Below are 24,470 nucleotides of genomic sequence, written 5' to 3' on the forward strand. Positions count from 1 at the left end.
TCCAGGGCATCTTGCTACGCTGATCACACTGTTGACGGGACGTCACGCGGCGAAGGGGGCGAGGCGCGTGCAGACCCGTACCCCGCGCATACGTGTGAGCGTCCTCGGTCCGCTGCGGCTGGAGGTGGACGGCGCCCCGGTGCGCCTCACCCCGCTGACGGCACGGCTGCTGGTCCGGCTGGTCGCGGCCGAGGGCGAGGCCGTGACCGTGCGCGAGCTGTACCGGGACGTCTGGCAGCAGACCGTTCAGCTGCCGCACCAGGACCTGCGCAACCGCAACGAGGTGCAGAAGCGGATACTGGAGCTGCGGCGCGCGTTCGACCTCGCCGGGCCGGGACACGGCGCCCGGATCGTGCGCACCGGACAGCTGCCGACCGCGCGCGGAGCCGAGAGCACCTACCGACTGGAGCTGGAGGACGGCGAACTGGACAGCGTCGAGTTCGCCCGCCTGGTGGGGGACGCGCTGCGCGCGGCACCGGCGTCGGCCGTCCGGCTGCTCGACGAGGCCCTGCGGCTGTGGTGCGGCCGGCCGCTGGCCGAGGCGCGCGGCGAGGAGTTCGCGACCGCGCCGGTGCGGCGGCTGACCCGGCTCAGGGAGACCGCGCTGCGCGAACTGGTCGCCGGGCACACCGCGCTGGGCCGTTACGACCTCGCCCTGCCGGCGGCCGAACAGGCGGCCCGGGAGCGGCCGGAGGACCCCGAGGCCGCCGCCGCCCTCGCCCGGCTGAACGCCCGGCTGCGCGAGCGGCACGGCGACGAACTGCTGCGCCACACCCTGCGCGGGCTGCGGGTGGACGTCGTCGTGGTGCGCGGCGACCTGTTCGAGCAGGAGGACGCCAACCTGGTCGTGGGGTTCTCCGACACCTTCGACACCTTCGCCGACGACGTCGTGATCAGCCGGGAGAGTGTGCAGGGCCAGCTCGTCGACCGTCTCTTCGAGGGCCGGCACCGGCTCCTGGACGACAGACTGCGCCGGGGCCTCAAGGAGTTCGCCCCGCTGGCCACCGAGAGCGTCCGGGACAAGCGGCGCGGCCGGCGCACCCGCTATCCGATCGGTACGGCAGTGGCGGTCCCCGTCGGCAAACGCCGGGTCTTCGCCCTCGCCTACTCCCGGCTGGGCAACGACCTGCGTGCCCGGTCCGCCCCGGCGGACCTGCGGCTGAGCCTGGAACGCCTGTGGCCGTCGGTGGCCCGGCACGGCCTGTTCAAACCGGTGGCGATACCGCTGATCGGCGCGGGCCTGTCCCGCCTCGTCGAACTCGACCGCACCCAACTGCTGTTGCTGGTGGTCGAGACCTTCACCCGGAGCCTCGACCAGGACCCCGCGGTCTGCCCCGAGCTGCGCGTCGTCCTGCGCGCCGGCGATCTGGAACGGACCGACCTGTCGGCGGTCGAGTCGTTCCTGCGCGGCGTGGACGAGCGGGGGGCGGCAGTCGGGCCGTCCGGCGCGGGCTGAACCGGTCACACCCCCAGCACATATCCGTTCCCGCTTCCACGGACAGCCGCCGCCCGCTTCCGGAGCGCTTCCGGTGCGCTGCCGCGGGCCGGCCCCGAACCGCACGCCCTGTTGTCGTCCGGAGGACGACAGCCGCGGGACGCGGAAACCGCCGAGGGGAGGGTGAAGCGGGGCTACGGTGGTCAGGATGGAGGCATGGGATTCCATGTCGACTCCGAGGCCGGGCGGCTGCGCCGCGTCATCCTGCACCGGCCGGATCTTGAGCTCAAGAGGCTCACCCCCAGCAACAAGGACGCCCTGCTCTTCGACGACGTGCTCTGGGTGCGCCGGGCGCGCGCCGAACACGACGGGTTCGCCGACGTACTGCGCGACCGCGGGGTGGCCGTCCATCTCTTCGGCGACCTGCTCGCCGAGACCATGGAGCTGCCCGAGGCCCGCACGCTCGTCCTGGACCGGGTCTTCGACGAGAAGGAGTACGGCCCCCTCGCCACCGGCCACCTGCGCGCCGCCTTCGACCGGATGACCCCGCAGGAGCTGGCCGAGGCCCTGGTCGGCGGCATGACCAAGCGGGAGTTCCTGGACGCGCACGCGGAGCCGGCCTCCGTCCGCTTCCACGTCATGGACCTGGACGACTTCCTCCTGCGCCCGCTGCCCAACCACCTGTTCACCCGCGACACCTCGGCGTGGATCTACGACGGTGTCTCCATCAACGCCATGCGCTGGCCCGCGAGGCAGCGCGAGACCGTCCACTTCGAGGCGATCTACCGCCACCACCCGCTCTTCCGTGAGGAAACGTTCCGCATCTGGTCCCGGGGACAGGCCGACTACCCCTCCACGATCGAGGGCGGCGACGTCCTGGTCATCGGCAACGGCGCCGTGCTGATCGGCATGAGCGAGCGCACCACCCCGCAGGCCGTGGAGATGCTGGCGCACAAGCTGTTCGCGGCCGGCTCCGCGCGGACCATCGTCGCCCTCGACATGCCCAAGCGGCGTGCCTTCATGCACCTCGACACGGTGATGACCATGGTGGACGGTGACACCTTCACCCAGTACGCCGGGCTCGGCATGCTCCGCTCGTACACCATCGAGCCGGGGGCCGGCGAGCAGGAGCTGAAGGTGACCGACCACCCGCCGGAGCACATGCACCGGGCGATCGCCGCCGCGCTCGGACTCGGCGAGATCCGGGTGCTGACCGCCACCCAGGACGTGCACGCGGCCGAACGCGAGCAGTGGGACGACGGCTGCAACGTCCTCGCCGTCGAACCCGGTGTCGTCGTCGCCTACGAGCGGAACTCCACCACCAACACCCATCTGCGCAAGCAGGGCATCGAGGTGATCGAGATCCCGGGCAGTGAGCTGGGCCGGGGCCGGGGCGGCCCCCGGTGCATGAGCTGCCCCGTGGAGCGGGACGCCGTATAGCTGTCGTATATAAATGTGAAGGATCGTATATACTTCCAAAGTCCCCTGTAGTCGACACACGGAGCGCCCGCCATGGCGACAGTCCCGACCGCCCTCGCCGGCCGCCACTTCCTCAAGGAGCTGGACTTCACCGAGGAGGAGTTCCGCGGCCTGGTAGAGCTGGCCGCCGAGCTGAAGGCCGCCAAGAAGGCCGGGGTCGAGAAGCGGTACCTGCGCGGGCGCAACATCGCGCTGATCTTCGAGAAGACCTCGACGCGCACCCGCTGCGCGTTCGAGGTCGCCGCGGCCGACCAGGGTGCCCACACGACGTACCTCGACCCGTCCGGCTCGCAGATCGGGCACAAGGAGTCGGTGAAGGACACCGCCCGGGTGCTGGGCCGGATGTTCGACGCCATCGAGTTCCGGGGCGACAGCCAGGCCGACGTCGAGACGCTGGCCGCGCACGCCGGCGTACCCGTCTACAACGGCCTCACCGACGACTGGCACCCCACCCAGATGCTCGCCGACGTGCTCACCATGACCGAGCACAGCGCCAAGCCGCTGCGGGAGATCGCCTTCGCCTACCTCGGCGACGCACGCTTCAACATGGGCAACTCCTACCTGGTCACCGGCGCCCTGCTCGGCATGGACGTACGGATCGTCGCCCCGAAGACCTTCTGGCCCGCCCAGGAGATCGTCGACCGCGCCCAGGCGCTGGCCGCCACGAGCGGGGCCCGCGTCACCCTCACCGAGGACGTCGCCGAGGGCGTCGCGGGCGCCGACTTCGTCGCCACCGACGTCTGGGTCTCCATGGGCGAGCCCACGGAGGTCTGGGACGAGCGGATCGCGGCACTCAGCCCCTACGCCGTGACCATGGACGTCCTGCGCGCCACCGGCAACCCGGACGTGAGGTTCCTGCACTGCCTGCCCGCCTACCACGACCTCGGCACCGCGGTGGCGCAGCGGATCCACGAGACGCACGGCCTGCGGTCGCTGGAGGTCTCGGACGAGGTCTTCGAGTCCGCCCACTCGGTCGTCTTCGACGAGGCCGAGAACCGCCTGCACACCATCAAGGCGGTGCTGGTGGCCACACTCGCCCGCGAAAGTCTTGCCTGACCTGCCTCACCAGGCCTTATCCTGGCCGGCGGCCCGGAGCCACCCATTCCGGTGCCGTCGCCGCGCCGCTACGACAGGCGCCCGCACCACCAGAATCGAGCACCACCCGCATGCCCGCTCCCCGCATCAAGTCCCCGCATCTGCTCGTCGCCGAATCCGGTGCCGACCGTGAGGGACACGGTCTGAAGCGCACCATGGGCCTCTTCCAGCTCATCTGCTTCGGCGTCGGCGCCATCGTCGGCACCGGCATCTTCGTCGGCCTCTCCGACTCGGTCGCCCAGGCCGGGCCGGCCGTCGTCGTCTCCTTCGTCCTCGCCGCGCTCACCTGCGTCTTCACCGCCTTCTCCTTCGCGGAGCTGGGCGGTGCGATCCCGGTCTCCGGCTCCTCGTACTCCTTCGCCTACGCCGGCCTCGGGGAGTCCACCGCCTTCCTCGTCGGCTGGTGCCTGCTGCTGGAGTACGGCATCTCGATCTCGGCCGTGGCGGTCGGCTGGAGCCAGTACGTCAACGAACTGCTGCACAGCCTCACCGGCCACCAGCTGCCGGCCGTGCTGTCCGCGGGTCCCGGCGACGGCGGCGTCGTCAACCTCCCGGCCGTGATCGTCATCGCCATGGCCTCGGTGCTGCTGGTACGCGGGGTGCGGGAGAGCGCCCGGGCGACGGCCGCCATGGCCGCGGTGAAGCTGGCGATCCTGCTCGCCTTCTGCGTGATCGGCTACAGCGCCTTCAAGGACGGCAACCTCACCCCGTTCTCCCCGGCCGGCCTCGGCGGCATCGGCGCGGGCACCACCGCCGCGTTCTTCTCCTACATCGGCTTCGACGCGATCACCACCGCCGGCGAGGAGGCCAAGAACCCGCGCCGGGACATCCCGGTCGCGATCCTGGTCTGCATGGGCCTGGTCACCCTGCTCTACTGCGCGGTCGCGCTCGCCGCGATCGGCGCCATCGGCGGCGACCAGGTCGCCGGCCGCCCCGCCGCCCTCTCCTACGTCGTCAACCAGGTCACCGGCTCCGCCGTGGGCGGCGGTGTCATCGCCTTCGGCGCGGTCGTCGCCATCGCCTCCGTGGTCCTCGCCGTGATGTACGGCCAGACCCGCATCCTGATGTCGATGTCCCGGGACGGCCTGATCCCGCGCGTCTTCGAGAAGGTGTCCCCGAAGACGTCCACGCCGGTCGCCGGCACGCTGATCGTCGCCGTCGTCTTCGCGGTCCCGGCGGCCTTCGCCTCCCTCGACGCCGTGATGAACCTGTGCACCATCGGCACGCTCGCCATCATGGCCGTCGTCAACATCGTGGTGATCGCGCTGCGCCGCCGCGAACCGGGTCTCACCCGCAGCTTCCGGGTACCGCTCTACCCGGTGGCCCCGCTGCTGGGCGTCGGCTTCTGCCTGTACCTGATGTACGAGACCGGCTGGCGGACCTGGCTGCAGTTCGCCGTGTTCCTCGCGGTGGGCCTGCTGGTCTACGTCGCCTACGGCCGCCGGCACTCCACGCTGGCGCGGCCGGCCACCGAGGCCATGCCGTCCGCCGAGGCCGCGCCGTCCGCCGGTGTCACGCCGGCCGGCGCTGAGCGGGAATCACAGGCAGTCTGAACCACACCGCCTTGCCCGACGGGGTGGGGCGGTGACCGCAGGAGGAGCTGAGGGCGCGGATCAGCAGCAGCCCGCGCCCGCCCTCCTGCCACGGGTCCGGCTCCTCGATCACCGGCCGGGTCAGATGGCCGGGCGGCGCCGGGTCCTGGTCGTGCACCTCGACCTGGCAGCCGGTCGGCATCAGCTCCACCACCAGCTCTATCGGTCCGCGCCCGGCGGTGTGCTCCACCGCGTTGGCCACCAGCTCGGCGGTGAGCAGCTCCGCCGTGTCGCAGTCGGCCAGGTGCTCCACCTCGGTGAGGGCCGTGCGCACCAGGGCACGCGCCACGGGCACCGCCGCGGCGGTGTGCGGCAGCGCGATGCGCCAGGAGGCCGAGTCGGCGGGGCGTTCGTGCAAGGCGAGTCCGTTCATGGAGCAGGCTGTCCTGCTTTCGACTAACAGGAATGGTACGGGCCCGCCCCTCAGGGCCGTCGGCGGGCTTCGCCCGGGACCCCCCGGCCCCGGTACCGGCGGCCTACCCAGCCGAAGCCACCGCCTCGCCCCTCCGTGCCTCTTGTTACCGCGCTGTCGAAGACCGGTGACCGATGTGACCCGGCGCGGCCGGTCCGGACAGGCATGTCGCGTGCCCGTGACGACAGTCACAAACAAGTGATAACTTCATGAGGCAGAGCAACGTACGGCACGCCCCCAAGGAGTCCGCACGTCATGAGTCCCTTCACCGGCTCGGCCGAGCGCACCGCCGACTGGGCACACCTGCGCGTCCGGCGGGACGACGGGGTCGCCACCGTCACCCTCGCCCGCCCCGACAAACTCAACGCCCTGACCTTCGGCGCCTACGCCGACCTGCGTGACCTGCTGGCCGAACTGTCCCGCGAGCGCTCGGTACGGGCCCTGGTGCTGGCCGGCGAGGGACGCGGCTTCTGCTCCGGCGGCGACGTCGACGAGATCATCGGCGCCACGCTCTCCATGGACACCGCCCAGCTGCTCGACTTCAACCGGATGACCGGGCAGGTGGTGCGGGCGATCCGCGAATGCCCGTTCCCGGTGATCGCCGCGGTGCACGGCGTGGCGGCGGGCGCGGGCGCGGTCCTCGCCCTCGCGGCCGACTTCCGGATCGCGGACCCCTCGGCCCGCTTCGCCTTCCTCTTCACCCGGGTCGGACTGTCCGGCGGCGACATGGGCGCGGCCTATCTGCTGCCCCGGGTCGTCGGCCTCGGTCACGCGACCCGTCTCCTCATGCTCGGCGACCCGGTCCGGGCCCCCGAGGCCGAGCGCATCGGCCTGATCAGCGAGCTGACGGAGGAGGGCGGAGCGGACGAGGCCGCCCAGACCCTGGCCCGCCGGCTGGCCGACGGCCCCGCCCTGGCCCACGCCCAGACGAAGGCCCTGCTGACGGCGGAGCTGGACATGCCCCTGGCGGCGTCGGTGGAGCTGGACGCCTCGACCCAGGCCCTGCTGATGAACGGCGAGGACTACGCGGAGTTCCACGCGGCCTTCACCGAGAAGCGCCCGCCCAAGTGGCGGGGGAGGTGAGCTGCCATGCCGACCCCGGGTGTGCCGGCCTCAGGGGCGCGGGGAGCCGCGCGACAGACCTCGGCGGGCCCGCGCCCGCCGCACCCGACCGCCCCGCCGCGGCGCATCGCCGTCATCGGCGGCGGCCCCGGCGGGCTGTACGCGGCGGCCCTGCTCAAGCGTCTTGACCCGGCGAGGGACGTCACCGTCTGGGAGCGCAACGCGCCGGACGACACCTTCGGCTTCGGTGTCGTGCTGTCGGACGAGACCCTCGGCGGCATCGAACACGCGGACCCCGTCGTCTACGCCGCCCTGCGGCGCGACTTCGTCGGCTGGGACGACATCGACATAGTGCGCCGGGGCGCCACGCACCGGTCCGGCGGACACGGATTCGCCGCGCTCGGCCGCCACCGCCTGCTGCACATCCTGCAGGAACGCTGCCGCTCCCTCGGTGTACGGATCGGCTTCCGCACCGAGGCCCCCCACCCGGACGTCCTCTCCGCCGAGTACGACCTCGTCGTCGCCGCCGACGGCGTCCACAGCACCACCCGCGGGACCTACGCCCAGGTGTTCCGCCCCCAGGTGACCGAACACCGCTGCCGCTACATCTGGCTCGCCGCCGACTTCCCCTTCGACGCCTTCCGCTTCGAGATCGCCGAGACCGAACACGGCGTGATGCAGCTGCACGGCTACCCCTACGCCCACCCGTCTCCCGGCCACCACCCCGCGACGATCCACCCCGGGCCACCGGACGGGTCCGGGGCCTCCACCGTCATCGTGGAGATGCGCGAGGAGGTCTGGCGGGCGGCGGGGTTCGACGACCTCAGCCCGCGGGAATCCGCCGAGCGCTGCGCCAAGATCTTCTCCGACGCCCTCCGGGGGCGCCCCCTGCGCTCCGGCAACTCGGCCTGGACCACCTTCCGCACGGTCGTCAACGACCGCTGGTCGCACGGCAACGTCGTCCTCCTCGGCGACGCCGCCCACACCGCCCACTTCTCCATCGGTTCCGGTACCAAGCTCGCCGTGGAGGACGCCCTCGCCCTGGCCGCCTGCCTCCAGGAGCAGCCGGACGTCGGCACGGCGCTGGCGGCCTACGAGGAGGAGCGCAAGCCCGTCGTCGCCTCCACCCAGCGGGCCGCCCGGGCCAGCCTGGAGTGGTTCGAGAACCTGGGGCTGTACCTCGACCAGCCGCCCCGGCAGTTCGCCTTCAACCTGCTCACCCGCAGCCGCCGCGTCACCCACGACAACCTCCGGCTGCGCGACGCCCGCTTCACCGGGGCCGTGGAGCGCGAGTTCGGCTGCCCGCCCGGCACGCCCCCGATGTTCACGCCGTTCCGGCTGCGCGGCCTGACCCTGCGCAACCGGGTGGTGGTGTCACCGATGGACATGTACTCCGCCACCGACGGCGTCCCGGGCGACTTCCACCTCGTCCACCTCGGCGCCCGCGCCCTCGGCGGGGCCGGCCTCGTGATGACGGAGATGGTCTGCGTCAGCGAGGAGGGCCGGATCACCCCCGGCTGCGCCGGCCTCTACACCGGCCGGCAGGCCGAGGCGTGGCGGCGCGTCACCGACTTCGTGCACCGCCAGGCACCGGGCACCGCGATCGGCGTACAGCTCGGGCACTCCGGCCGCAAGGGCTCCACCAAGCTGATGTGGGAGGGCATGGACGAGCCGCTGGACACCGGCAACTGGCCCGTCGTCGCCGCCTCCCCGCTGCCGTACACGCCGGACAGCCAGGTGCCGCGCGGGCTGTCCCGCGCCCAGCTCACCGACATCCGCGAGCAGTTCGCCGCCGCCGCCTGGCGGGCCGCCCGGGCCGGTTTCGACCTGCTGGAACTGCACTGTGCCCACGGCTATCTGCTCTCCGGGTTCCTCTCGCCGCTCACCAACCTGCGCACCGACGCCTACGGCGGCTCGTTCGAGAGGCGGCTGCGGTTCCCGCTGGAGGTCTTCGACGCCGTACGCGCGGTGTGGCCGGCCGAGCGGCCGATGACCGTCCGGATCTCCGCGATGGACTGGGCGGCGGGCGGGACGACCGCCGAGGACGCCGTGGAGATCGCCCGGGCCTTCGCCGCGCACGGCGCCGACGCCATCGACGTCTCCACCGGTCAGGTGGTGGCCGGGGAACGGCCGGAGTTCGGGCGGTCGTACCAGACCCCGTTCGCCGACCGGATCCGCCACGAGGCCCGCGTCCCGGTGATCGCGGTCGGCGCGATCTCCTCCTGGGACGACGTCAACTCGCTGATCCTCGCGGGCCGTACGGATCTGTGCGCGCTGGCCAGGCCGCATCTGTACGACCCGCACTGGACCCTGCACGCGGCGGTCGAGCAGGGCTACACGGGCCCCGGCGCGGTCTGGCCCGCGCCCTACCGCGCGGGCAGCCGGCGCCCCCGGACCGGGCGCACCGACGCTCCCAGACCCCGCCTCACCCTCAGCGGCTGAGAGCCGCCGTCCGTCGCTCGGGGCGGCACCGCCGGGCGGGGATCACAGCCCGGCGAACGCCGCCCCCGCGTCCCGCAGCCGCGCGTGCAGCCCCCGGAAGACCTCCGCCGAGCGGACGCCGGGCCAGTCGGCCGGGAGCAGGTGGGTGGGCAGGCCCGGGTCGGTGTAGGGGAGGTGGCGCCAGGAGTCGAGGGCGAGGAGGTAGTCGCCGTACGCCTCCCCGGGCGGGGTGTCCGCACGGCGCTCCCAGGCGTGCAGCACAGGCCCGTGCGCGTCCAGGAAGCGCTCGTGCTCCTTGGCGATGGCGGCGAGGTCCCACCAGCGGGCCACCGCGTCGGCCGTGGGCGCGAAGCCCAGGTGCTCGCCGCGGAAGAAGTCCACGTACGGGTCGAGGCGCAGCCGGCGCAGGGTGTGCTCCGTCTCCTCGTACAGGCGGGCCGGGGCGATCCACACCCCGGGGGCCGCCGTGCCGAAGCCGAGGCCCGCCAGCCGGGAGCGCAGCACGTGCCGCTTCTGCCGCTCCGACTCGGGCACGGAGAACACCGCGAGCACCCAGCCCTCGTCCGCCACGGGCGCGCCGGCGTAGATGCGCCGGTCGCCGTCGTCCAGCAACTGGCGCGCCTCGGCGGACAGTCCGTACCCGGCGGCGCCGGACTCCGTGCGGGCCGGCAGCAGCAGGCCGCGCCGTTTGAGCCGGGACACGGAGGAACGGACGGAGGGCGCGTCGACGCCGACGGCGGCCAGGAGCCGGATCAGCTCGGCGACGGGCACCGGGCCGGGCAGGAAGCGGCCGTACGCGCCGTAGAGCGTGACGATGAGGGACCTGGGGGCGTGTTGCTCGGACACGTTGATCATTTTAGGTCGTCGGCATCACTGCCGGTCACCTTCGGTGCGCAGGCGGAACCGCTGGAGCTTGCCGGTGGCCGTGCGGGGCAGCGCGTCCAGGAAGACGAACTCGCGCGGGCACTTGTAGGGCGCCAGTTCGGAGATGAGGAACGCGCGCAGCGCCTCCGGGTCGCGCCGGGCCCCGGCGCGCAGCACCGTGTAGGCCACGACGACCTGCCCGCGGATCTCGTCCGGGCGGCCGACGACCGCCGTCTCGGCCACGTCCGGATGGCGCAGCAGGGCGTCCTCCACCTCCGTTCCCGCGATGTTGTACCCGGCGGAGATGATCATGTCGTCGGCACGTGCGACGTAGTGGAAGTAGCCGTCCGCCTGCCGGACGTAGGTGTCGCCGGTGACGTTCCAGCCGCCCCGCACGTACTGCCGCTGCCGCGGGTCGGCGAGGTAGCGGCAGCCGACCGGGCCGCGGACGGCCAGCAGGCCGGGCTCGCCGTCGGGCACGGGCCTGCCGTCGGCGTCCTGGACGCGCGCCTGCCAGCCGGGTACCGGCAGGCCCGTGCTGCCGGGCCGTATGTGCTCGTCGGCGGCGGACAGGAAGATGTGCAGCAGCTCGGTCGCGCCGATGCCGTTGATGATGCGCACACCGGTGCGGTCGTGCCAGGCCCGCCAGGTGGCCGCGGGCAGGTTCTCGCCGGCCGACACACAGCGCCGCAGGGACGACACGTCGTGGCCGTTCAGGTCCTCCAGCATGGCGCGGTAGGCGGTCGGCGCGGTGAACAGGACCGAGACGCGGTGGTCGGCGATCGCGGGGAGCAGCTGGCGCGGGCCGGCCTGTTCGAGGAGGAGGGAGCTGGCTCCGGCCCGCATCGGGAAGATCACCAGCCCGCCGAGACCGAAGGTGAAGCCGAGCGGGGGAGTGCCGGCGAAGACATCGTCCTCATGGGGGCGCAACACATGCCGTGAGAAGGTGTCGGCTGTCGCGAGCACATCCCGGTGGAAGTGCATGCACCCTTTCGGGCGACCCGTGGTGCCGGAGGTGAACGCGATCAGGGCGACATCGTCGGCCGCGGTGTCCACGGGCGGGAAGGGGCCGTCGGGAGCCGGGCGGCACAGCAGGTCGTCGGGGGTGTCACCGCCGTACGTCGTGATCCGCAGTCCGGGTATCCCGGCCTTCGCCAGGTCGTCCACGGCCCGGATGTCGCACAGGGCGTGGCCGACCCGGGCGATCTCGCACAGGGTCGCCAGCTCGTGCGGGCGCTGCTGTGCCAGCACGGTGACCGCGACGGCTCCCGCCTTCAGCACACCGAGCCAGCAGGCGGCCAGCCAGGGGGTGGTGGGGCCGCGCAGCAGCACCCGGTTGCCCGGGACGACTCCCAGGGCGCCGGTGAGCACGTGCGCGATCCGGTCGACCCGGGTGCGCAGCACGCCGTAGGTCCAGACGGGGCCGGCCTGGGTGTGGAACACCGGTCGGTCCGGGTCGGCGTGGTCCAGGAGCTCCGCCGCGCAGTTCAGCCGATCGGGGTAACGCAGTTCCGGCAGGTCGAACCGCAGCTCGGGCCACTCGTGCGGCGGGGGCAGGTGGTCGCGCGCGAAGGTGTCGACATGGGCCGAGAGATGCATGGCGGTCCGCCCCCTTGCCGTGACAGATGTCCGAACGGGCTTCCTGGTGGGCTCGCGGATCGAGCGTATCGTGTTGGTGACGACAGTCAACTGTGCGCGATAACGTCGGCAGGGCAGGTGGGGAGGGGCCCGCCGCGAAGGCGACGGGGAAGGCCGGGCCGGCCGCCCCGGAGGGAGGACGGCTGTGTCCGCATTCTCACTCGCACCGGAGCAGACCGCCTGGTGTGCCGAACTGCGCGAGCTGGCCGCCGAGCGGCTGCGCCCGCTCGCCGACCGGGGTGAGCCCGGCCGGGTCAACCGGCCGCTGCTCGCCGAACTGGGACGACGGGGCCTGCTGGCGCGGCTCTTCACCTCCGGTGCGCTGGACCTGTGCCTGATGCGGGAGTCACTCGCCCAGGCCTGCACCGAGGCCGAGACCGCCCTCGCCCTGCAGGGCCTGGGCGCCCACCCCGTGCATGCCCACGGCACCCCGGCCCAGCGCGCGCGCTGGCTGCCCGCGGTCGCCGACGGCAGCGCGGTCGCCGCCTTCGCGCTGAGCGAGCCCGGAGCAGGGTCGGACGCGGCGGCGCTGGCCCTCGCGGCCGAGCCCGACGGCGGCGGCTGGCGGCTCACGGGCGCCAAGTGCTGGATCTCCAACGCCCCCGAGGCCGACTTCTACACCGTCTTCGCCCGCACCACGCCCGGCGCCGGCGCCCGCGGGGTGACCGCCTTCCTCGTCCCGGCCGACCGGCCCGGGCTCACCGGCAGCGCCCTGGAGATGATCTCGCCGCACCCCATCGGCGCCCTCGACTTCGACGCGGTGCCCGTCACCGCCGCCGACGTGCTCGGCGAGGCCGACCGCGGCTTCGCCGTCGCCATGGGCACCCTCAACCTCTTCCGCCCCAGCGTCGGGGCCTTCGCGGTCGGCATGGCCCAGGCGGCGCTGGACGCCACCGTCGGCCACACCGGCCGGCGCGAGGCGTTCGACGGCAGGCTGATGGACCTTCAGGCCGTCGCCCACCAGGTCGCCGAGATGGCCCTGCGCACCGAGGCGGCCCGGCTGATGGTCTACGCGGCGGCCTCGGCCTACGACTCGGGAGCCGACGGCGTCCCCCGGCGCGCGGCGATGGCCAAGCTGCTCGCGACCGAGACGGCGCAGTACGTCGTCGACGCCGCGGTCCAGCTGCACGGCGCGCGCGCCCTGCGCCGCGGCCACCTCCTCGAACACCTCTACCGCGAGGTGCGCGCCCCCCGCATCTACGAAGGTGCCAGCGAGGTGCAACGGGGCATCATCGCCAGGGAGTTGTACGCCGCAGCGCAGAAGGAGGCCCGGTGACCACCGAGCGCGTCAACCCGCCCGAGCTGTCCCCGCCCACCGGCTTCACGCACGCCGTCGTCGCGGCCGGCTCCCGCGTGGTGTTCCTCGCCGGGCAGACGGCCCTCGACACCGACGGCAAGATCGTCGGGGACACCCTGCCCGAGCAGTTCGAGCAGGCCCTCGGCAACCTCCTCACCGCCCTGCGCGCGGCCGGCGGCACCCCCGCCGACCTGGCCCGGGTCACCGTCTACGCCACGGACGTCGCCGCCTACCGCGCACAGGCGCGCCGACTCGGCCGGATCTGGCGGGAGTCGGCGGGCCGCGACTATCCCGCGATGGCCGTCGTGGAGGTCGTACGGCTGTGGGACGAACGGGCGCTGGTGGAACTGGACGGCTTCGCGGTACTGCCGTAGCCCCGCGGACCTCCGCGACCGGACCACCCGCGCACCCACGACGAACCCCGGGGGCCGACAGGGCACCACGGCTCCCCGGCACGGGCACCGCTCCCGTCCCCGTGCACGCGCCCCCACGGGGATGCGCCCGCCCCGCGGTGGACGCTCCCTGGCTGGATGCCCTCGGCAGACGCGTCACACGGACCCCGGCACGGGCGCGTCGCCCCCCTCCCGCGCAGGCCCCAGCGGCCCGAGCCACGCCCGTGACCGGGCCGCCCCCGCGGTCCGGCGGTCGTGGCCTGCCGGACGGGTGCACGGGTACCGCTGCTCCCACCTCCCCCGAGCACGGGCGCCGTTGGTACCGGCATGGGTACGCGCGCCGCTCCCGTCCCGGGTACGCGCCGAGGCGCCCCCTGTGGATGCGCCGCCCGCATCCCCGCGCAGGCGTGTCGGCCACCCCTGGGCGGCCCGCGCCACGCCCGTGACCGGGGGGCCGCCGCCCCGTGGTCCGGGGCGAAGCCTGCCGGGCGGGCACGGGTGCCGCTCCCCGTGTGTGTGGGGGGCCGGGGGAGGGGCCCGTCCCCCTGAGTGCGCGGGACCCCGTGGACGCACCCCTGGTGGGCGTGTCGGCGGTGCCCCGGGGCAGGGGCTCGGTCCGTGGCGTGTCCGGGAGCGGGCCGGACGGTGTCATGACGCGCCACCGATGGGGTGACGGTCACGCCTGTCGGTGCGGGGTGCCAGTACCAGTGGAAGCCTCGATCCCCTGGAACCGGGAGGCATTCCATGCCCGTACGCCCCGTCGTCGCCGCGGCCCTCGGTGCCGCGGCCCTGCTGTGCGCCGCCGTCGGGCCGGCCTGCGCCGACCCCTCCGAGGTCATCACCGTCGACCCCGTCGGCCGGATCGCGCCCGACGGCACGGTGACGCTCTCCGGCAGCTACCGCTGCACCGGCGGCACCGGACCGGTGTTCGTCAGCTCCTCGCTCAGCCAGGGCGACTCCCGCCTCAGGCAGGGCGTCGGCGGCGGTGTCGCCCAGTGCGACGGCGCCGAGCACCGCTGGCAGAACTCCGGCAAGGTCTCCGCGCAGGCGCCGAGGTCGGGAGCGGCGCGGGTGGAGGCCACCCTCACGGAACTGCGCCCCTCCGGCATCCTGCTGCTGCCGGCCTTCCACGCGGTGACCGACCAGGACGTCACGCTCGCCCAGGAGTGAGGTGCGTCCGCCGGCGCCGGGCTCGCGAACCCCGGCTCAGGCGCGGCCGGTCCCGTCCCGGTCCGGCGGAGCCGCTCTCCGCCGGACCACCGCGGCGCCCGGCCGGTGCAGGGCGGCGACGAACTTGTAGCGGGAGCCGCGGTAGACCGAGCGCACCCACTCCACCGGGGCGCCCTCCGCGTCCCGCGAGTGCCGGGACAGCAACAGCATCGGCAACCCCACGTCCGTGCCGAGGAGTTGTGCCTCCCGGGGAGTCGACAGCGAGGTCTCGATGGTCTCGTCGGCCTCGGTGAGATGGACGCCGTACACCTCGGCGAGCGCCGTGTAGAGCGACGGGTAGGTGTCCAGCGACCGGCGCAGGCCGGGAAAGCGGCGCACGGACAGATGGGTCGTCTCGATCGCCATCGGGTCGCCGCTGGCCAGCCGCAGCCGCTCGATGCGCAGCACCCGCTCGCCGGTCGCGATGCCGAGCAGACCCGCCAGCTTCCCGTCCGCGGGGATCTCCCCGATGTCCAGCATCTGCGAGGCCGGGGTGAGGCCCTGGGCGCGCATGTCCTCGGTGTGCGAGGTGAGCTGGAGCGTGCGGTACAGCTTGGGCTGGGCGACGAAGGTGCCCTTGCCCTGGATCCGGTCGAGCCGCCCCTCGCCGACGAGTTCCTGGAGCGCCTGCCGGACGGTGGTGCGCGAGGTGCCGAACCGGACGGCGAGCAGACGTTCCGCGGGCATGGCCGAACCGGGCTGCAGCGCCTCGGCCATGGAGAGGAGCTGCTGCTTGATCCGGTAGTACTTCGGCACGCGCGCCGTGCGGCCGGGCGTCCCCCTGAGCGGCTGGGCGCTGCTGACGTCGGTGGTCATGCCTGCCTTCCCGGCTGTGTCGATGGGCTCCCGTTATAGCGACCAACTGCCCTATGGTCTAGTCCAACTGAACGGTCCGGGCGAAAGGGACGGAATGCGGACGGACGCACTCCGGTGACTTTCTCGTAACGGCCGCGACCGGCTTCCCGAACCACCCTTGACACTCCAAAAGGTCTAGGCCAAGCTCCACCGTACTGGTCTACACCATTAGTGGCCAGGTCCCGAGCCCTTACGTGCAACAGCGTCGTACGCAGGTCACCGCCGAGGGCGTGGGGGGTTAGTGGCATCCCTGAGGAGGGTGGCGTGAAGCGCAAGCTTGCGGCCGCGATCGTGATCGCGGGCATGATGGTCTCCGTGTCGGCGTGCGGCGGGGACGACGGCGACGACAGCGGCAAGAACGCGGGACCGGACAGCTTCAAGGGCCAGACGCTCACCGTCTGGGCGATGGACGGCTCCACCCCGGACCAGTGGGTCAAGGACGTGACGGCGGCCTTCGAGAAGAAGACCGGCGCCAAGCTGAAATTCGAGACCCAGAAGTGGGACGGGATCCAGCAGAAGATCACCACCGCCCTCTCCGAGTCCAGCCCGCCGGACGTCCTGGAAGTCGGCAACACCCAGACCCCGGCCTACGCGGCCACCGGCGGTCTCGCCGACCTGAGCGACCTCAAGAGCGAGATCGGCGCCGACTGGACGCCGTCGGTCTCGCAGTCCTCGGTCTACGAGGGCAAGCAGTACGCGGCTCCCTGGTACTTCGCCAACCGCGTGGTCATCTACAACAAGAAGATCTGGGCCAAGGCCGGCATCAAGGACACCCCGAAGACCCGGGACGAGTTCTTCAAGGACCTGGACGCCATCGGCAAGAAGACCGGCGCCGAGCCCCTCTACCTGCCCGGCCAGAACTGGTACTTCTTCGACGGCCTGATCATCGGCCAGGGCGGCGACCTGGTGAAGAAGGACGGCGACAAGTACGTCTCCAACCTCGCCGACCCGAAGGTCGCCAAGGCCATGGAGATCTACAAGAAGTACGTCTCCTACTCCAAGGCCCCCAAGGACAAGGACGAGGCCACCCCGCAGCAGGCCGAGGTCTTCGCCAAGGGCAAGACCGGCGCCTTCATCGGCATGGGCTGGGAGGCCGGTACGGCCGTCACCGCCAACAAGGCCATCGAGAAGGACCTCGGCTACTTCACCATCCCGGGCGAGACCGCGGACAAGCCCGAGGGCGTCTTCCTCGGCGGCTCCAACCTCGCCGTCGCCCAGGGCAGCAAGAAGCAGGCCCTGGCCAAGGAGTTCCTGAAGATCGCCCTGTCCGACCAGTACGAGGGCGAACTGGCCAAGCTCAACGGGGTCATCCCCAACAAGCAGGCCCTGGAGTCCAACCTCAAGGGCAACGCCGTCGCCGAGGCCGCCGCTCCCGGTGCCGCCGCCGGCGGTACCACCCCGCTGATCCCCGAGTGGGGCGCGGTGGAGAACAACCCGAACCCGATCAAGTCCTACATGACCGCCGTGCTGACCGGTAAGTCCCCCGCGGACGCCGCCAAGCAGGTCGAGGGCGACATCAACAAGCGCCTGGCCCAGCAGAACTGACGGCCGCGCCGGGGGCGCCCCGCGGGGCGCCCCCGGCACACCTGTGCCGTCGTACGGCCCCGGACGCCGTGCGCACGGCCGAGCAAGTCCTACGTACGGCCACGGAAGAGATGACAACGCATGTCAGTGCAGACCGAAGGCACGGACACGGCCGGGGAGCCCGCTGTCCGCAAGGCCCGGGTGCCGGCCCCGCCGACAGGTGACAGCCGCGCCCCCGGGGGGCCCACCCGGCGCGGCACCGCCACCCCCTACCTGCTCCTGCTGCCCGCACTGCTGGCCACCGTGGTGCTGCTCGGCTGGCCCCTGGTCAAGAACGGCATGCTGTCGTTCCAGAACCTCAACCCGCGGCAGCTCATCCAGCACCTCACCGAGTGGAACGGCGTCGACAACTACCGGGAGGTGCTCACCGGCGGGGACTTCTGGCACGTCGTCGAGCGCTCCGTCGTCTTCACCGCCGTCAACGTCGTACTGATCATGGCGCTGGGCACCCTGATCGGGCTGCTGCTCGCCCGGCTCGGCAAGAGGATGCGGCTGCTGCTGATGCTCGGCCTCGTCCTCGCCTGGGCCATGCCGGTCATCGCCGCCACCACCGTCTACCAGTGGCTGTTCGCCCAGCGCTTCGGCGTCGTCAACTGGGTGCTGGACAAGCTCGGCTGGCACTCCATGGCCGACCACAACTGGCTGGAGACCCAGTTCTCCACCTTCGCCGTGGTCACCCTGCTCATCGTCTGGCAGTCCATACCCTTCGTGGCGGTCAACCTCTACGCGGCCACCACCACGATCCCCCGGGAGCTGTACGAGGCCGCCTCCCTGGACGGCGCCGGCGCGTGGAAGAGCTTCACCTCGGTGACCCTGCCCTTCCTGCGGCCGTTCCTGTACGCGACGACCTTCCTCGAGGTCATCTGGGTCTTCAAGTCGTTCGCGCAGATCTTCGCGATGAACGAGGGCGGCCCGAACCACCTCACCGAGACCCTGCCGATCTACGCCTACGTCGAGGGCGTCGGCAACCAGCACTTCGGCCTCGGCGCCGCCATCTCCTTCCTGACGATCCTGGTCCTGCTCGCCATCACCTCGTACTACCTGCGCCTGGTGCTCAAGCAAGAGGAGGACGAGCTGTGAAGCGCTCGCTCTTCGGCCGTATCTGGCCCAACGCGACCGCCGTCGTCCTCTTCGTCGGCTTCGTGTTCCCCGTGTACTGGATGTTCGCCACGGCCTTCAAACCGACCGGCGACATCATCTCCGACGACCCGGTGTGGTTCCCGACGGACGCCACCCTCGGACACTTCAAGAAGGCGGTCGACGCCGACCACTTCTGGACCCTGGTCCTCAACTCCGTCACCGTCACGGTGGTGTCGGTCCTGCTCTCGCTCGTCATCGCGCTGTTCGCGGCCTTCGCCCTGGCCCGGATGCGGTTCCGGGGCCGGCGCGGCTTCATCCTGACGTTCATGCTGGCGCAGATGGCTCCCTGGGAAGTCATGATCATCGCCATCTACATGATCGTCCGTGACAACGACATGCTGGACAGCCTGGTCCCGCTCACCGTCATCTACATGATGATGGTGCTCCCGCTCACCGTCCTGACGCTGCGCGGCTACGTCGCCGCCGTGCCCAAGGAGCTGGAGGAGTCGGCGATGGTCGACGGCTGCACCCGGCCCCAGGCGTTCATCAAGGTGATCTTCCCGCTGCTCGCCCCCGGCCTGATGGCGACCTCGCTGTTCGGCTTCGTCACCGCCTGGAACGAGTTCCCGCTCGTCCTGATCCTCAACAAGGACATCGAGGCGCAGACCCTGCCGCTGTGGCTGTCGCAGTTCCAGACCGCCTTCGGCGACGACTGGGGCGCCACCATGGCCGCCTCGTCCCTGTTCGCGCTGCCCATCCTGATCCTCTTCATCTTCCTGCAACGCAAGGCTGTCAGCGGTCTGACCGACGGCGCCGTGAAGGGATGACGCCCCGATGACCACCATCGCCACCACCGCGTCCGGCAGCGGCTCCGACGCGGGCGACACCCTCGCCCGGGACGCCCTCGCGGTGCTGCAGCCGGGGTTCGACGGCACCACCGCACCCGACTGGGTGCGCCGCCGCCTCGGCGAGGGCCTCGCCTCCGTCGCCCTGTTCGGCCGCAACGTCGTCGGCGAGGAGCAGGTCGCCGCCCTCACGCTGCAGCTGCGCGCCGAGCGCGACGACCTGCTGGTCGCCATCGACGAGGAGAGCGGCGACGTCACCCGCCTCGACGTGCGCACCGGCTCCTCCTTCCCCGGCAACCACGCCCTCGGCGCCGTCGACGACCCCGGCCTCACCCGGGCCGTCTCCCGCGAGCTGGGCCGCCGCCTGGCCGCCTGCGGCGTCAACTTCGACTGGGCGCCCTCCGCCGACGTCAACGCCAACCCCGACAATCCCGTCATCGGCGTCCGTTCCTTCGGCGCGAGCCCCGGCCTGGTGGCCCGGCACACCGCCGCCTGGGTCGAGGGCCTGCAGTCCACCGGCGTCGCCGCCTGCACCAAGCACTTCCCCGGCCACGGCGACACCAACGTGGACTCGCACCACGCCGTACCCCGCATCGACGTCGACGCCGACACCCTCTACGAGCGCGAACTGCCCCCGTTCCGGGCGGCGATCGCCGCCGGCACCCGGGCGATCATGAGCGCCCACATCCTCGTCCCGGCCCTCGACGCGGACCGTCCCGGCACCCTCTCCCGTCGCGTCCTCACCGACCTGCTGCGCGGCGAACTCGGCTACCAGGGCCTGATCGTCACCGACGGCATGGAGATGCGCGCGATATCCGGCACCTACGGCCTGGAACACGGGGTCGTCCTCGCCATCGCGGCCGGTGCCGACGCCATCTGCGTGGGCGGCGGACTGTGTGACGAGGGCACCGTGCTCGGCCTCAGGGACGCGCTCGTGGCCGCCGTACGCTCCGGTGAACTGCCCGAGGAACGGCTCGCCGACGCCGCCGCCCGGGTGCGCGACCTCGCCGCCTGGACCGCCGCGGCCCGCGGTGACGCGGCGAAGACCGCGGCCGACCCCGAGATCGGCCTGGTCGCGGCCCGCCGCGCGCTGACCGTGACCCGTGCCGGCACCGCCGCACCGGTCACGGAGCCGGTCTTCGTCGCCCAGTTCAACCCGGCCCCCAACATCGCCGTCGGCGACCAGACCCCGTGGGGCGTCGCCGCCGAGCTGGAGCGGCTGCTGCCCGGTACCGACTCGGTCTCCCTCACCGGCGAGGGCGCCGGGGAAGCCGTCCTCGCCGCCGCCGGCGAGCGCCGGATCGTCGCCGTGGTCCGCGACGAGCACCGGCACGACTGGATGCGCTCCGCCCTCGACACCCTGCTGGCCGCCCGCCCCGACACCGTCGTCGTGGAGATGGGCCTGCCGCAGGCCGCCGCGCGCGGCGCCCTGCACATCGCCACCTACGGCGCCGCCCGCGTCTGCGGGGTGGCGGCGGCCGAGGCGGTCCTCGCCGGCTGACCGCCCGTCCCGGCCGCCCGCTCCTCCCCGCGGGCGGCCCCCTTTCCCCGTTCCCAAGGAACCCGGTGCCCTTTTCGCCCTCCGGCGCTTGCCACCGGCACATGTCTCACGTCCGACCCCAAGGTGTTGTCGTCCCGATCACCCCGGAGTGAACGCATGCACACGCCCTCCACCTACCTCCACCGAGCGGCGACCGGCCGTCCCTACTTCAGCGCCGACGCCGAGACCTACCTCGCCCCGGCCCCCCTGCGCGACCTCGACAAGACCCAGCCGCTGCGCGTGCTGTCCGAGGAGGACTTCGCGTTCTGGCAGACCTACGGCTACGTCGTCGTACGCGAGGCCATCACCCCCGGCGAGGCCAAGCAACTCCTGGACTTCGCCTGGCGGTTCCAGGGGCTCGACCCGGACCGCCCCGACACCTGGTACGAGGAGCCCGAGTTCCGCTCCGAACTCGACCGGCACCTCTACATCTACGGTTTCGTCGAGGCGTACCACCACCAGCTCATCTGGGACAGCCGGCAGAGCGCGCGGGTGTACGACGCCTTCGTCGACGTCTGGGACAGCCCGGAGCTGTGGGTCACCCTCGACCGGCTCAACCTCAACCCGCCCAACCGCGGCAGCCGTTCCCGCTCCCTGATCGAGCCCACCGACGAGGGCTTCGACATCGAGCTGCACTGGGACGTCGACACCACCCTCGCCGTGCTGCCCCAGCGCGTCCAGGGCATCATCGCGCTCAACGACACCCGCCCCGAACTCGGCGGCTTCCAGTGCGCCCCGGAACTCTTCCGCCGTTTCGAGGAGTGGCGCCTGGCCCAGCCGCCCGGGCGCGACCCGGTCCGGCCCGCCATCGACCGCGCCGAGTTCCCGGTCGTCCGCCCCGACCTCCAGGCCGGCGACCTGCTGATCTTCAACGGGACGCTCGCCCACGGCGTGGCACCCAACCGCTCTGACAACGCTGTCCGAGCCGTGCAGTACCTGTCGATGATGCCCGCGCTGGAGGAACACACGGCCCTGCGCGACTCCCGCGTGGACTCCTGGCGCACCCTCTCCACCCCCGACTGGAACGCCACCCTGCTCGGCGACGCCCGCGAACCGGAAGCGCTCCGCTACGGCCCCGCCGAACTCAACGGCCTGGGACGCAAGCTGCTCGGCCTCGACTCCTGGGCCGCGGAAGGCGCCCGGTGAACCGGATCTGCCTGTGCCTGCCCACCAACCGGGCCTGCTCCGCCACCATCACCGCGCTGCACGCCGAGGCCGGCTACGCCGCCCGCCGGTTCGGCGCCGACGTACGGCTGCTGATCCTGGACTCCGCCGACGACCGCACCCGGGCCGCGCACACCCGCACGGTCGCCGCCCTGCCCCGGGAACCGGGCGTGCGCGTCCACCACCTGGACGAGGAAGCCCAGCGGGACTTCCTGCGCCGGACCGTCCGGGCGGCCGGGCCGGCCGAGCCCGACCGGCTGCTCCGCCTCATGCTCCCGCCCGCCGTCTCCTACGGCGCCTGCACCAACCGCGCCTTCCTGCTGGCCGCCGCCCTCGGCTGCCACTCCGTGCACCGCAGGGACTCCGACAGCGCCTACCAGGTCCACGCGGGAGAGCCGGTGTTCCCCGTCCACCACGAGCTGCCCTGGCTGGGCCGCCCGGCCGCCGATGCCACGGCCGCCGGCCTGCGCACCGACCTCGACCCGGCGCTGACGCACCGCCCGGTCTCCCTGGCCGGAGCCTCCTTCATCGGCGAACTCTCCGTGGACATCGGCGAGATGCGGCAGCTGGACGAGGGCGTCTACCACGACGTGGTCGGCCTGTGGGCGCCCGCCGGCGCCTCACCGCGGGAACGGCGCGAGCTGGTCGAGGAGTCCTTCACCGGAGCGGGCACCACCCCGTTCACCGGCGACCGTGCCACGCTGGCCCTCGTGGACCCGATGCGGGTCGACATGTGCAACATAGCCATCCACCAGGACGTGTACGAGCGGATGCCGCTGCCCCCGGCGACCGACACCATCGGCAGCGACTACTTCCTCACCCACCTGGTCCACGACGCCACGCTCCCCGGCATCCTGCACAACCGGCACATCGAGAACTTCTACACCCCCGAACGCCGTACCGACGCCGGATTCCTGGCCTACCAGACCCGCTTCGTGAAGTTCCTCCTCTCGATGCTGTACTTCCACCACGTCTACGACCGGATGGCCGCCGAGGGCGACCGCCTCCTCGACGACCGGCAGCACCTACGGGCCGACCGGATCATCGCGTCGCTGCGCGACAGCACCCGCCTGGACACCGCCGAGAACGTGTGGCGGCTGGACCGCGTCGACACCGCCTACCGCAAGCTGGGCGGCCGGTACGCCCGGTTCGCCGAGCGACTGGAGCCCCGGCGCGAGCAGTTGCTGGCCGAGGCCCGCCAGGACATCGAGGACTTCGCCCTCCTCGCCGGCACCTGGCCGGCCCTGGTCGACGCGGCCCGGCGCACCGCACCCGGGCACGGGGACCGGTGACCGTGCACATCAGCGCCCCCCTGGCCGCCGCACTCGCCGCCGCCCCGGCCGACCGCCTCGTCTACGACCTCACCGGCATCGAGCACCAGTACGACACCCTGCTGGGCGAGCTGCCCGGCGTCAGGATCCGGTTCGCCCTCAAGGCCTGCCCCGTGGACGACGTCCTGCGCTGCCTCGCCGCCCGCGGCGCCGGGTTCGACGCCGCCGGTCCCGCCGAGATCCGGCAAGCCCTGCGTGCCGGAGCGCAGGCGCACCGCATCCACTACGGCAACACCGTCAAGTCCGACCACGACATCGCCGAAGCCCACCGCCTGGGCGTGCGCACCTTCGCCACCGACAGCGTCGAGGACGTCACCGCGATCGCCGCGCACGCCCCCGCCGCCCGGGTGTTCTGCCGCCTGACCACCAGCGGGGAGGGCGCCCTGTGGGGCCTGAACCGCAAGTTCGGCTGCGCCCCGGACGACGCCGTCCGCGTCCTGGCCACGGCCCGCGCGGCCGGCCTCGTCCCGGCCGGCCTGTCCGTGCACGTCGGTTCCCAGCAGATGACCGGCGAGGCCTGGCAGCGGGCCCTGGACTCGCTCGCCGAGACGCTGGTGGCGCTGGACGGGCTGGGGATCGTGCCGGACCACGTCAACCTCGGCGGCGGTCTGCCCGCGCGCGGCTACCTCGACCGGCACGGCAACCCCCTCGACCCGCCGCTGGACAAGATGTTCGCGGTGATCCGCGAGGGCATGGAGCGGCTGGCCGGACTGACCGCCGCCCCGCTCGACCTGGTCCTGGAGCCGGGCCGGCACCTGGTCGCCGACCACGGCGCGGTCAGGGCCCATGTGTACCGGCTGACCGAACGGGCCCAGCCGGACGGGTCCCGCGCCCGCTGGCTGTACCTGAGCGCGGGCAAGTTCAACGGCCTGTACGAGATGGACCAGATCCGGCACCGGCTGGTCTTCCCGGCGCAGGCCGACGAGGCCGGCGAGGCGTACGTGTCCGCCGTCGTCGCCGGCCCCACCTGCGACAGCGACGACGCCTACGGCGGCGGCCGGCACCCGGCGCGCGTGCCCCGCGCCGCGGCCTCCGGCGACCCGGTGTGGATCCTGTCCGCCGGCGCCTACGCCACCAGTTACACGACCCAGGGCTTCAACGGCATCCGCCCGCTGCCGTGCGTGTGCGTACGCGGCCCGGAAGGACAGCACTGA

At 72.6% G+C, this 24,470-nt stretch carries 20 protein-coding genes; 16 read left to right on the forward strand and 4 right to left on the reverse strand.

Annotated features, from left to right (window positions below):
* Nucleotides 1–67 precede the first annotated feature (67 nt).
* From AB0B40_RS07705 to AB0B40_RS07720, 4 genes are all read left to right on the forward strand, one after another.
* Nucleotides 68–1,456 carry a macro domain-containing protein gene (locus AB0B40_RS07705; RefSeq protein ID WP_345052004.1) on the forward strand — a complete coding sequence of 463 codons (1,389 nt, stop codon included), beginning with the start codon at nucleotides 68–70 and terminating at the stop codon, nucleotides 1,454–1,456.
* A 195-nt stretch (nucleotides 1,457–1,651) separates the two neighbouring features.
* Nucleotides 1,652–2,875 carry an arginine deiminase gene (locus AB0B40_RS07710; RefSeq protein WP_362263496.1) on the forward strand — a complete coding sequence of 408 codons (1,224 nt, stop codon included), beginning with the start codon at nucleotides 1,652–1,654 and terminating at the stop codon, nucleotides 2,873–2,875.
* 72 nt (nucleotides 2,876–2,947) lie between these two features.
* Nucleotides 2,948–3,970: an ornithine carbamoyltransferase gene (gene argF / locus AB0B40_RS07715; RefSeq protein ID WP_345051999.1), complete on the forward strand. Its 1,023-nt coding sequence runs from the start codon at nucleotides 2,948–2,950 to the stop codon at nucleotides 3,968–3,970.
* A gap of 110 nt (nucleotides 3,971–4,080) precedes the next feature.
* The gene (locus tag AB0B40_RS07720; protein WP_345051996.1) at nucleotides 4,081–5,562 is read left to right on the forward strand and encodes an amino acid permease; all 1,482 of its coding nucleotides are present in this window, start codon (nucleotides 4,081–4,083) and stop codon (nucleotides 5,560–5,562) included.
* Here AB0B40_RS07720 and AB0B40_RS07725 read toward each other — a convergent pair.
* Nucleotides 5,522–5,974, reverse strand: coding sequence for an ATP-binding protein (locus AB0B40_RS07725; protein ID WP_345051994.1), 453 nt, complete (start codon nucleotides 5,972–5,974; stop codon nucleotides 5,522–5,524). The two genes, AB0B40_RS07720 and AB0B40_RS07725, sit on opposite strands and share 41 nt — an antisense overlap.
* Nucleotides 5,975–6,268: 294 nt before the next feature.
* On the opposite strand from AB0B40_RS07725, the gene AB0B40_RS07730 reads away from it, so the two are divergent.
* Both AB0B40_RS07730 and AB0B40_RS07735 read left to right on the forward strand, forming a co-directional pair.
* A complete protein-coding gene (locus AB0B40_RS07730; protein ID WP_345051993.1) occupies nucleotides 6,269–7,096 on the forward strand; it encodes an enoyl-CoA hydratase family protein in 828 nt (275 codons plus the stop codon).
* A 6-nt stretch (nucleotides 7,097–7,102) separates the two neighbouring features.
* Nucleotides 7,103–9,517 (forward strand): bifunctional salicylyl-CoA 5-hydroxylase/oxidoreductase, encoded by a 2,415-nt coding sequence (locus AB0B40_RS07735; RefSeq protein ID WP_362263497.1) that lies wholly within the window; start codon nucleotides 7,103–7,105, stop codon nucleotides 9,515–9,517.
* Nucleotides 9,518–9,559: 42 nt separating this feature from the next.
* Here the strand turns inward: AB0B40_RS07735 and AB0B40_RS07740 are convergent, their stop codons facing one another.
* Together AB0B40_RS07740 and AB0B40_RS07745 are read right to left on the reverse strand one after the other, a co-directional pair.
* Entirely contained in the window at nucleotides 9,560–10,372 is an 813-nt protein-coding gene (locus AB0B40_RS07740) for a PaaX family transcriptional regulator C-terminal domain-containing protein (protein ID WP_345051991.1), read from the reverse strand.
* 15 nt (nucleotides 10,373–10,387) lie between these two features.
* Nucleotides 10,388–11,980 (reverse strand): AMP-binding protein, encoded by a 1,593-nt coding sequence (locus AB0B40_RS07745; RefSeq protein ID WP_345051989.1) that lies wholly within the window; start codon nucleotides 11,978–11,980, stop codon nucleotides 10,388–10,390.
* A 184-nt stretch (nucleotides 11,981–12,164) separates the two neighbouring features.
* Here AB0B40_RS07745 and AB0B40_RS07750 point away from each other — a divergent pair, with 184 nt between their 5' ends.
* The 3 genes from AB0B40_RS07750 to AB0B40_RS07760 all read left to right on the forward strand — a co-directional run bounded on the left by AB0B40_RS07750 (nucleotide 12,165) and on the right by AB0B40_RS07760 (nucleotide 14,878).
* Complete coding sequence (locus AB0B40_RS07750) at nucleotides 12,165–13,295, forward strand: acyl-CoA dehydrogenase family protein (RefSeq protein ID WP_362263498.1); 1,131 nt, start codon at nucleotides 12,165–12,167, stop codon at nucleotides 13,293–13,295.
* Complete coding sequence (locus AB0B40_RS07755; RefSeq protein WP_345051983.1) at nucleotides 13,292–13,690, forward strand: RidA family protein; 399 nt, start codon at nucleotides 13,292–13,294, stop codon at nucleotides 13,688–13,690. Before AB0B40_RS07750 ends, AB0B40_RS07755 begins: the two co-directional genes overlap by 4 nt.
* Nucleotides 13,691–14,452: 762 nt before the next feature.
* On the forward strand, nucleotides 14,453–14,878 hold the full coding sequence (locus tag AB0B40_RS07760) for a DUF6299 family protein (RefSeq protein WP_345051981.1): 426 nt from the start codon (nucleotides 14,453–14,455) through the stop codon (nucleotides 14,876–14,878).
* 36 nt (nucleotides 14,879–14,914) lie between these two features.
* Here AB0B40_RS07760 and AB0B40_RS07765 read toward each other — a convergent pair whose 3' ends face one another.
* Nucleotides 14,915–15,733: a GntR family transcriptional regulator gene (locus AB0B40_RS07765; RefSeq protein ID WP_345051979.1), complete on the reverse strand. Its 819-nt coding sequence runs from the start codon at nucleotides 15,731–15,733 to the stop codon at nucleotides 14,915–14,917.
* Nucleotides 15,734–16,036: 303 nt separating this feature from the next.
* On the opposite strand from AB0B40_RS07765, the gene AB0B40_RS07770 reads away from it, so the two are divergent.
* From AB0B40_RS07770 to AB0B40_RS07800, 7 genes are all read left to right on the forward strand, one after another.
* Entirely contained in the window at nucleotides 16,037–17,317 is a 1,281-nt protein-coding gene (locus AB0B40_RS07770) for an extracellular solute-binding protein (RefSeq protein WP_362263499.1), read from the forward strand.
* A 120-nt stretch (nucleotides 17,318–17,437) separates the two neighbouring features.
* Nucleotides 17,438–18,436, forward strand: a complete 999-nt coding sequence (locus tag AB0B40_RS07775; protein ID WP_362263500.1) for a sugar ABC transporter permease — start codon at nucleotides 17,438–17,440, stop codon at nucleotides 18,434–18,436.
* Entirely contained in the window at nucleotides 18,433–19,263 is an 831-nt protein-coding gene (locus AB0B40_RS07780; RefSeq protein WP_345051974.1) for a carbohydrate ABC transporter permease, read from the forward strand. Before AB0B40_RS07775 ends, AB0B40_RS07780 begins: the two co-directional genes overlap by 4 nt.
* Nucleotides 19,264–19,270: 7 nt before the next feature.
* Entirely contained in the window at nucleotides 19,271–20,782 is a 1,512-nt protein-coding gene (locus AB0B40_RS07785; RefSeq protein WP_362263501.1) for a glycoside hydrolase family 3 N-terminal domain-containing protein, read from the forward strand.
* Between the two features lie 156 nt (nucleotides 20,783–20,938).
* Nucleotides 20,939–21,967, forward strand: coding sequence for a phytanoyl-CoA dioxygenase family protein (locus AB0B40_RS07790; RefSeq protein WP_362263502.1), 1,029 nt, complete (start codon nucleotides 20,939–20,941; stop codon nucleotides 21,965–21,967).
* Nucleotides 21,964–23,277 carry a DUF6271 family protein gene (locus tag AB0B40_RS07795; protein ID WP_362263503.1) on the forward strand — a complete coding sequence of 438 codons (1,314 nt, stop codon included), beginning with the start codon at nucleotides 21,964–21,966 and terminating at the stop codon, nucleotides 23,275–23,277. Before AB0B40_RS07790 ends, AB0B40_RS07795 begins: the two co-directional genes overlap by 4 nt.
* Nucleotides 23,274–24,470 (forward strand): type III PLP-dependent enzyme, encoded by a 1,197-nt coding sequence (locus AB0B40_RS07800; protein WP_362263504.1) that lies wholly within the window; start codon nucleotides 23,274–23,276, stop codon nucleotides 24,468–24,470. The genes AB0B40_RS07795 and AB0B40_RS07800 overlap by 4 nt, the downstream gene beginning before the upstream one ends.

Source organism: Streptomyces sp. NPDC042638 (genome assembly GCF_040647235.1).
Lineage (GTDB): Bacteria > Actinomycetota > Actinomycetes > Streptomycetales > Streptomycetaceae > Streptomyces > Streptomyces rameus.

What these genes read in the sequence shown, in the direction of transcription:
- AB0B40_RS07710 (WP_362263496.1), top strand. Translation starts at nt 1,652, where the DNA reads ATGGGATTCCATGTCGACTCCGAGGCCGGGCGGCTGCGCCGCGTCATC.
- argF (WP_345051999.1), top strand. Translation starts at nt 2,948, where the DNA reads ATGGCGACAGTCCCGACCGCCCTCGCCGGCCGCCACTTCCTCAAGGAG.
- AB0B40_RS07720 (WP_345051996.1), top strand. Translation starts at nt 4,081, where the DNA reads ATGCCCGCTCCCCGCATCAAGTCCCCGCATCTGCTCGTCGCCGAATCC.
- AB0B40_RS07725 (WP_345051994.1), bottom strand. Translation starts at nt 5,974, where the DNA reads ATGAACGGACTCGCCTTGCACGAACGCCCCGCCGACTCGGCCTCCTGG.
- AB0B40_RS07730 (WP_345051993.1), top strand. Translation starts at nt 6,269, where the DNA reads ATGAGTCCCTTCACCGGCTCGGCCGAGCGCACCGCCGACTGGGCACAC.
- AB0B40_RS07735 (WP_362263497.1), top strand. Translation starts at nt 7,103, where the DNA reads ATGCCGACCCCGGGTGTGCCGGCCTCAGGGGCGCGGGGAGCCGCGCGA.
- AB0B40_RS07740 (WP_345051991.1), bottom strand. Translation starts at nt 10,372, where the DNA reads ATGATCAACGTGTCCGAGCAACACGCCCCCAGGTCCCTCATCGTCACG.
- AB0B40_RS07745 (WP_345051989.1), bottom strand. Translation starts at nt 11,980, where the DNA reads ATGCATCTCTCGGCCCATGTCGACACCTTCGCGCGCGACCACCTGCCC.
- AB0B40_RS07760 (WP_345051981.1), top strand. Translation starts at nt 14,453, where the DNA reads ATGCCCGTACGCCCCGTCGTCGCCGCGGCCCTCGGTGCCGCGGCCCTG.
- AB0B40_RS07765 (WP_345051979.1), bottom strand. Translation starts at nt 15,733, where the DNA reads ATGACCACCGACGTCAGCAGCGCCCAGCCGCTCAGGGGGACGCCCGGC.
- AB0B40_RS07775 (WP_362263500.1), top strand. Translation starts at nt 17,438, where the DNA reads ATGTCAGTGCAGACCGAAGGCACGGACACGGCCGGGGAGCCCGCTGTC.
- AB0B40_RS07785 (WP_362263501.1), top strand. Translation starts at nt 19,271, where the DNA reads ATGACCACCATCGCCACCACCGCGTCCGGCAGCGGCTCCGACGCGGGC.
- AB0B40_RS07790 (WP_362263502.1), top strand. Translation starts at nt 20,939, where the DNA reads ATGCACACGCCCTCCACCTACCTCCACCGAGCGGCGACCGGCCGTCCC.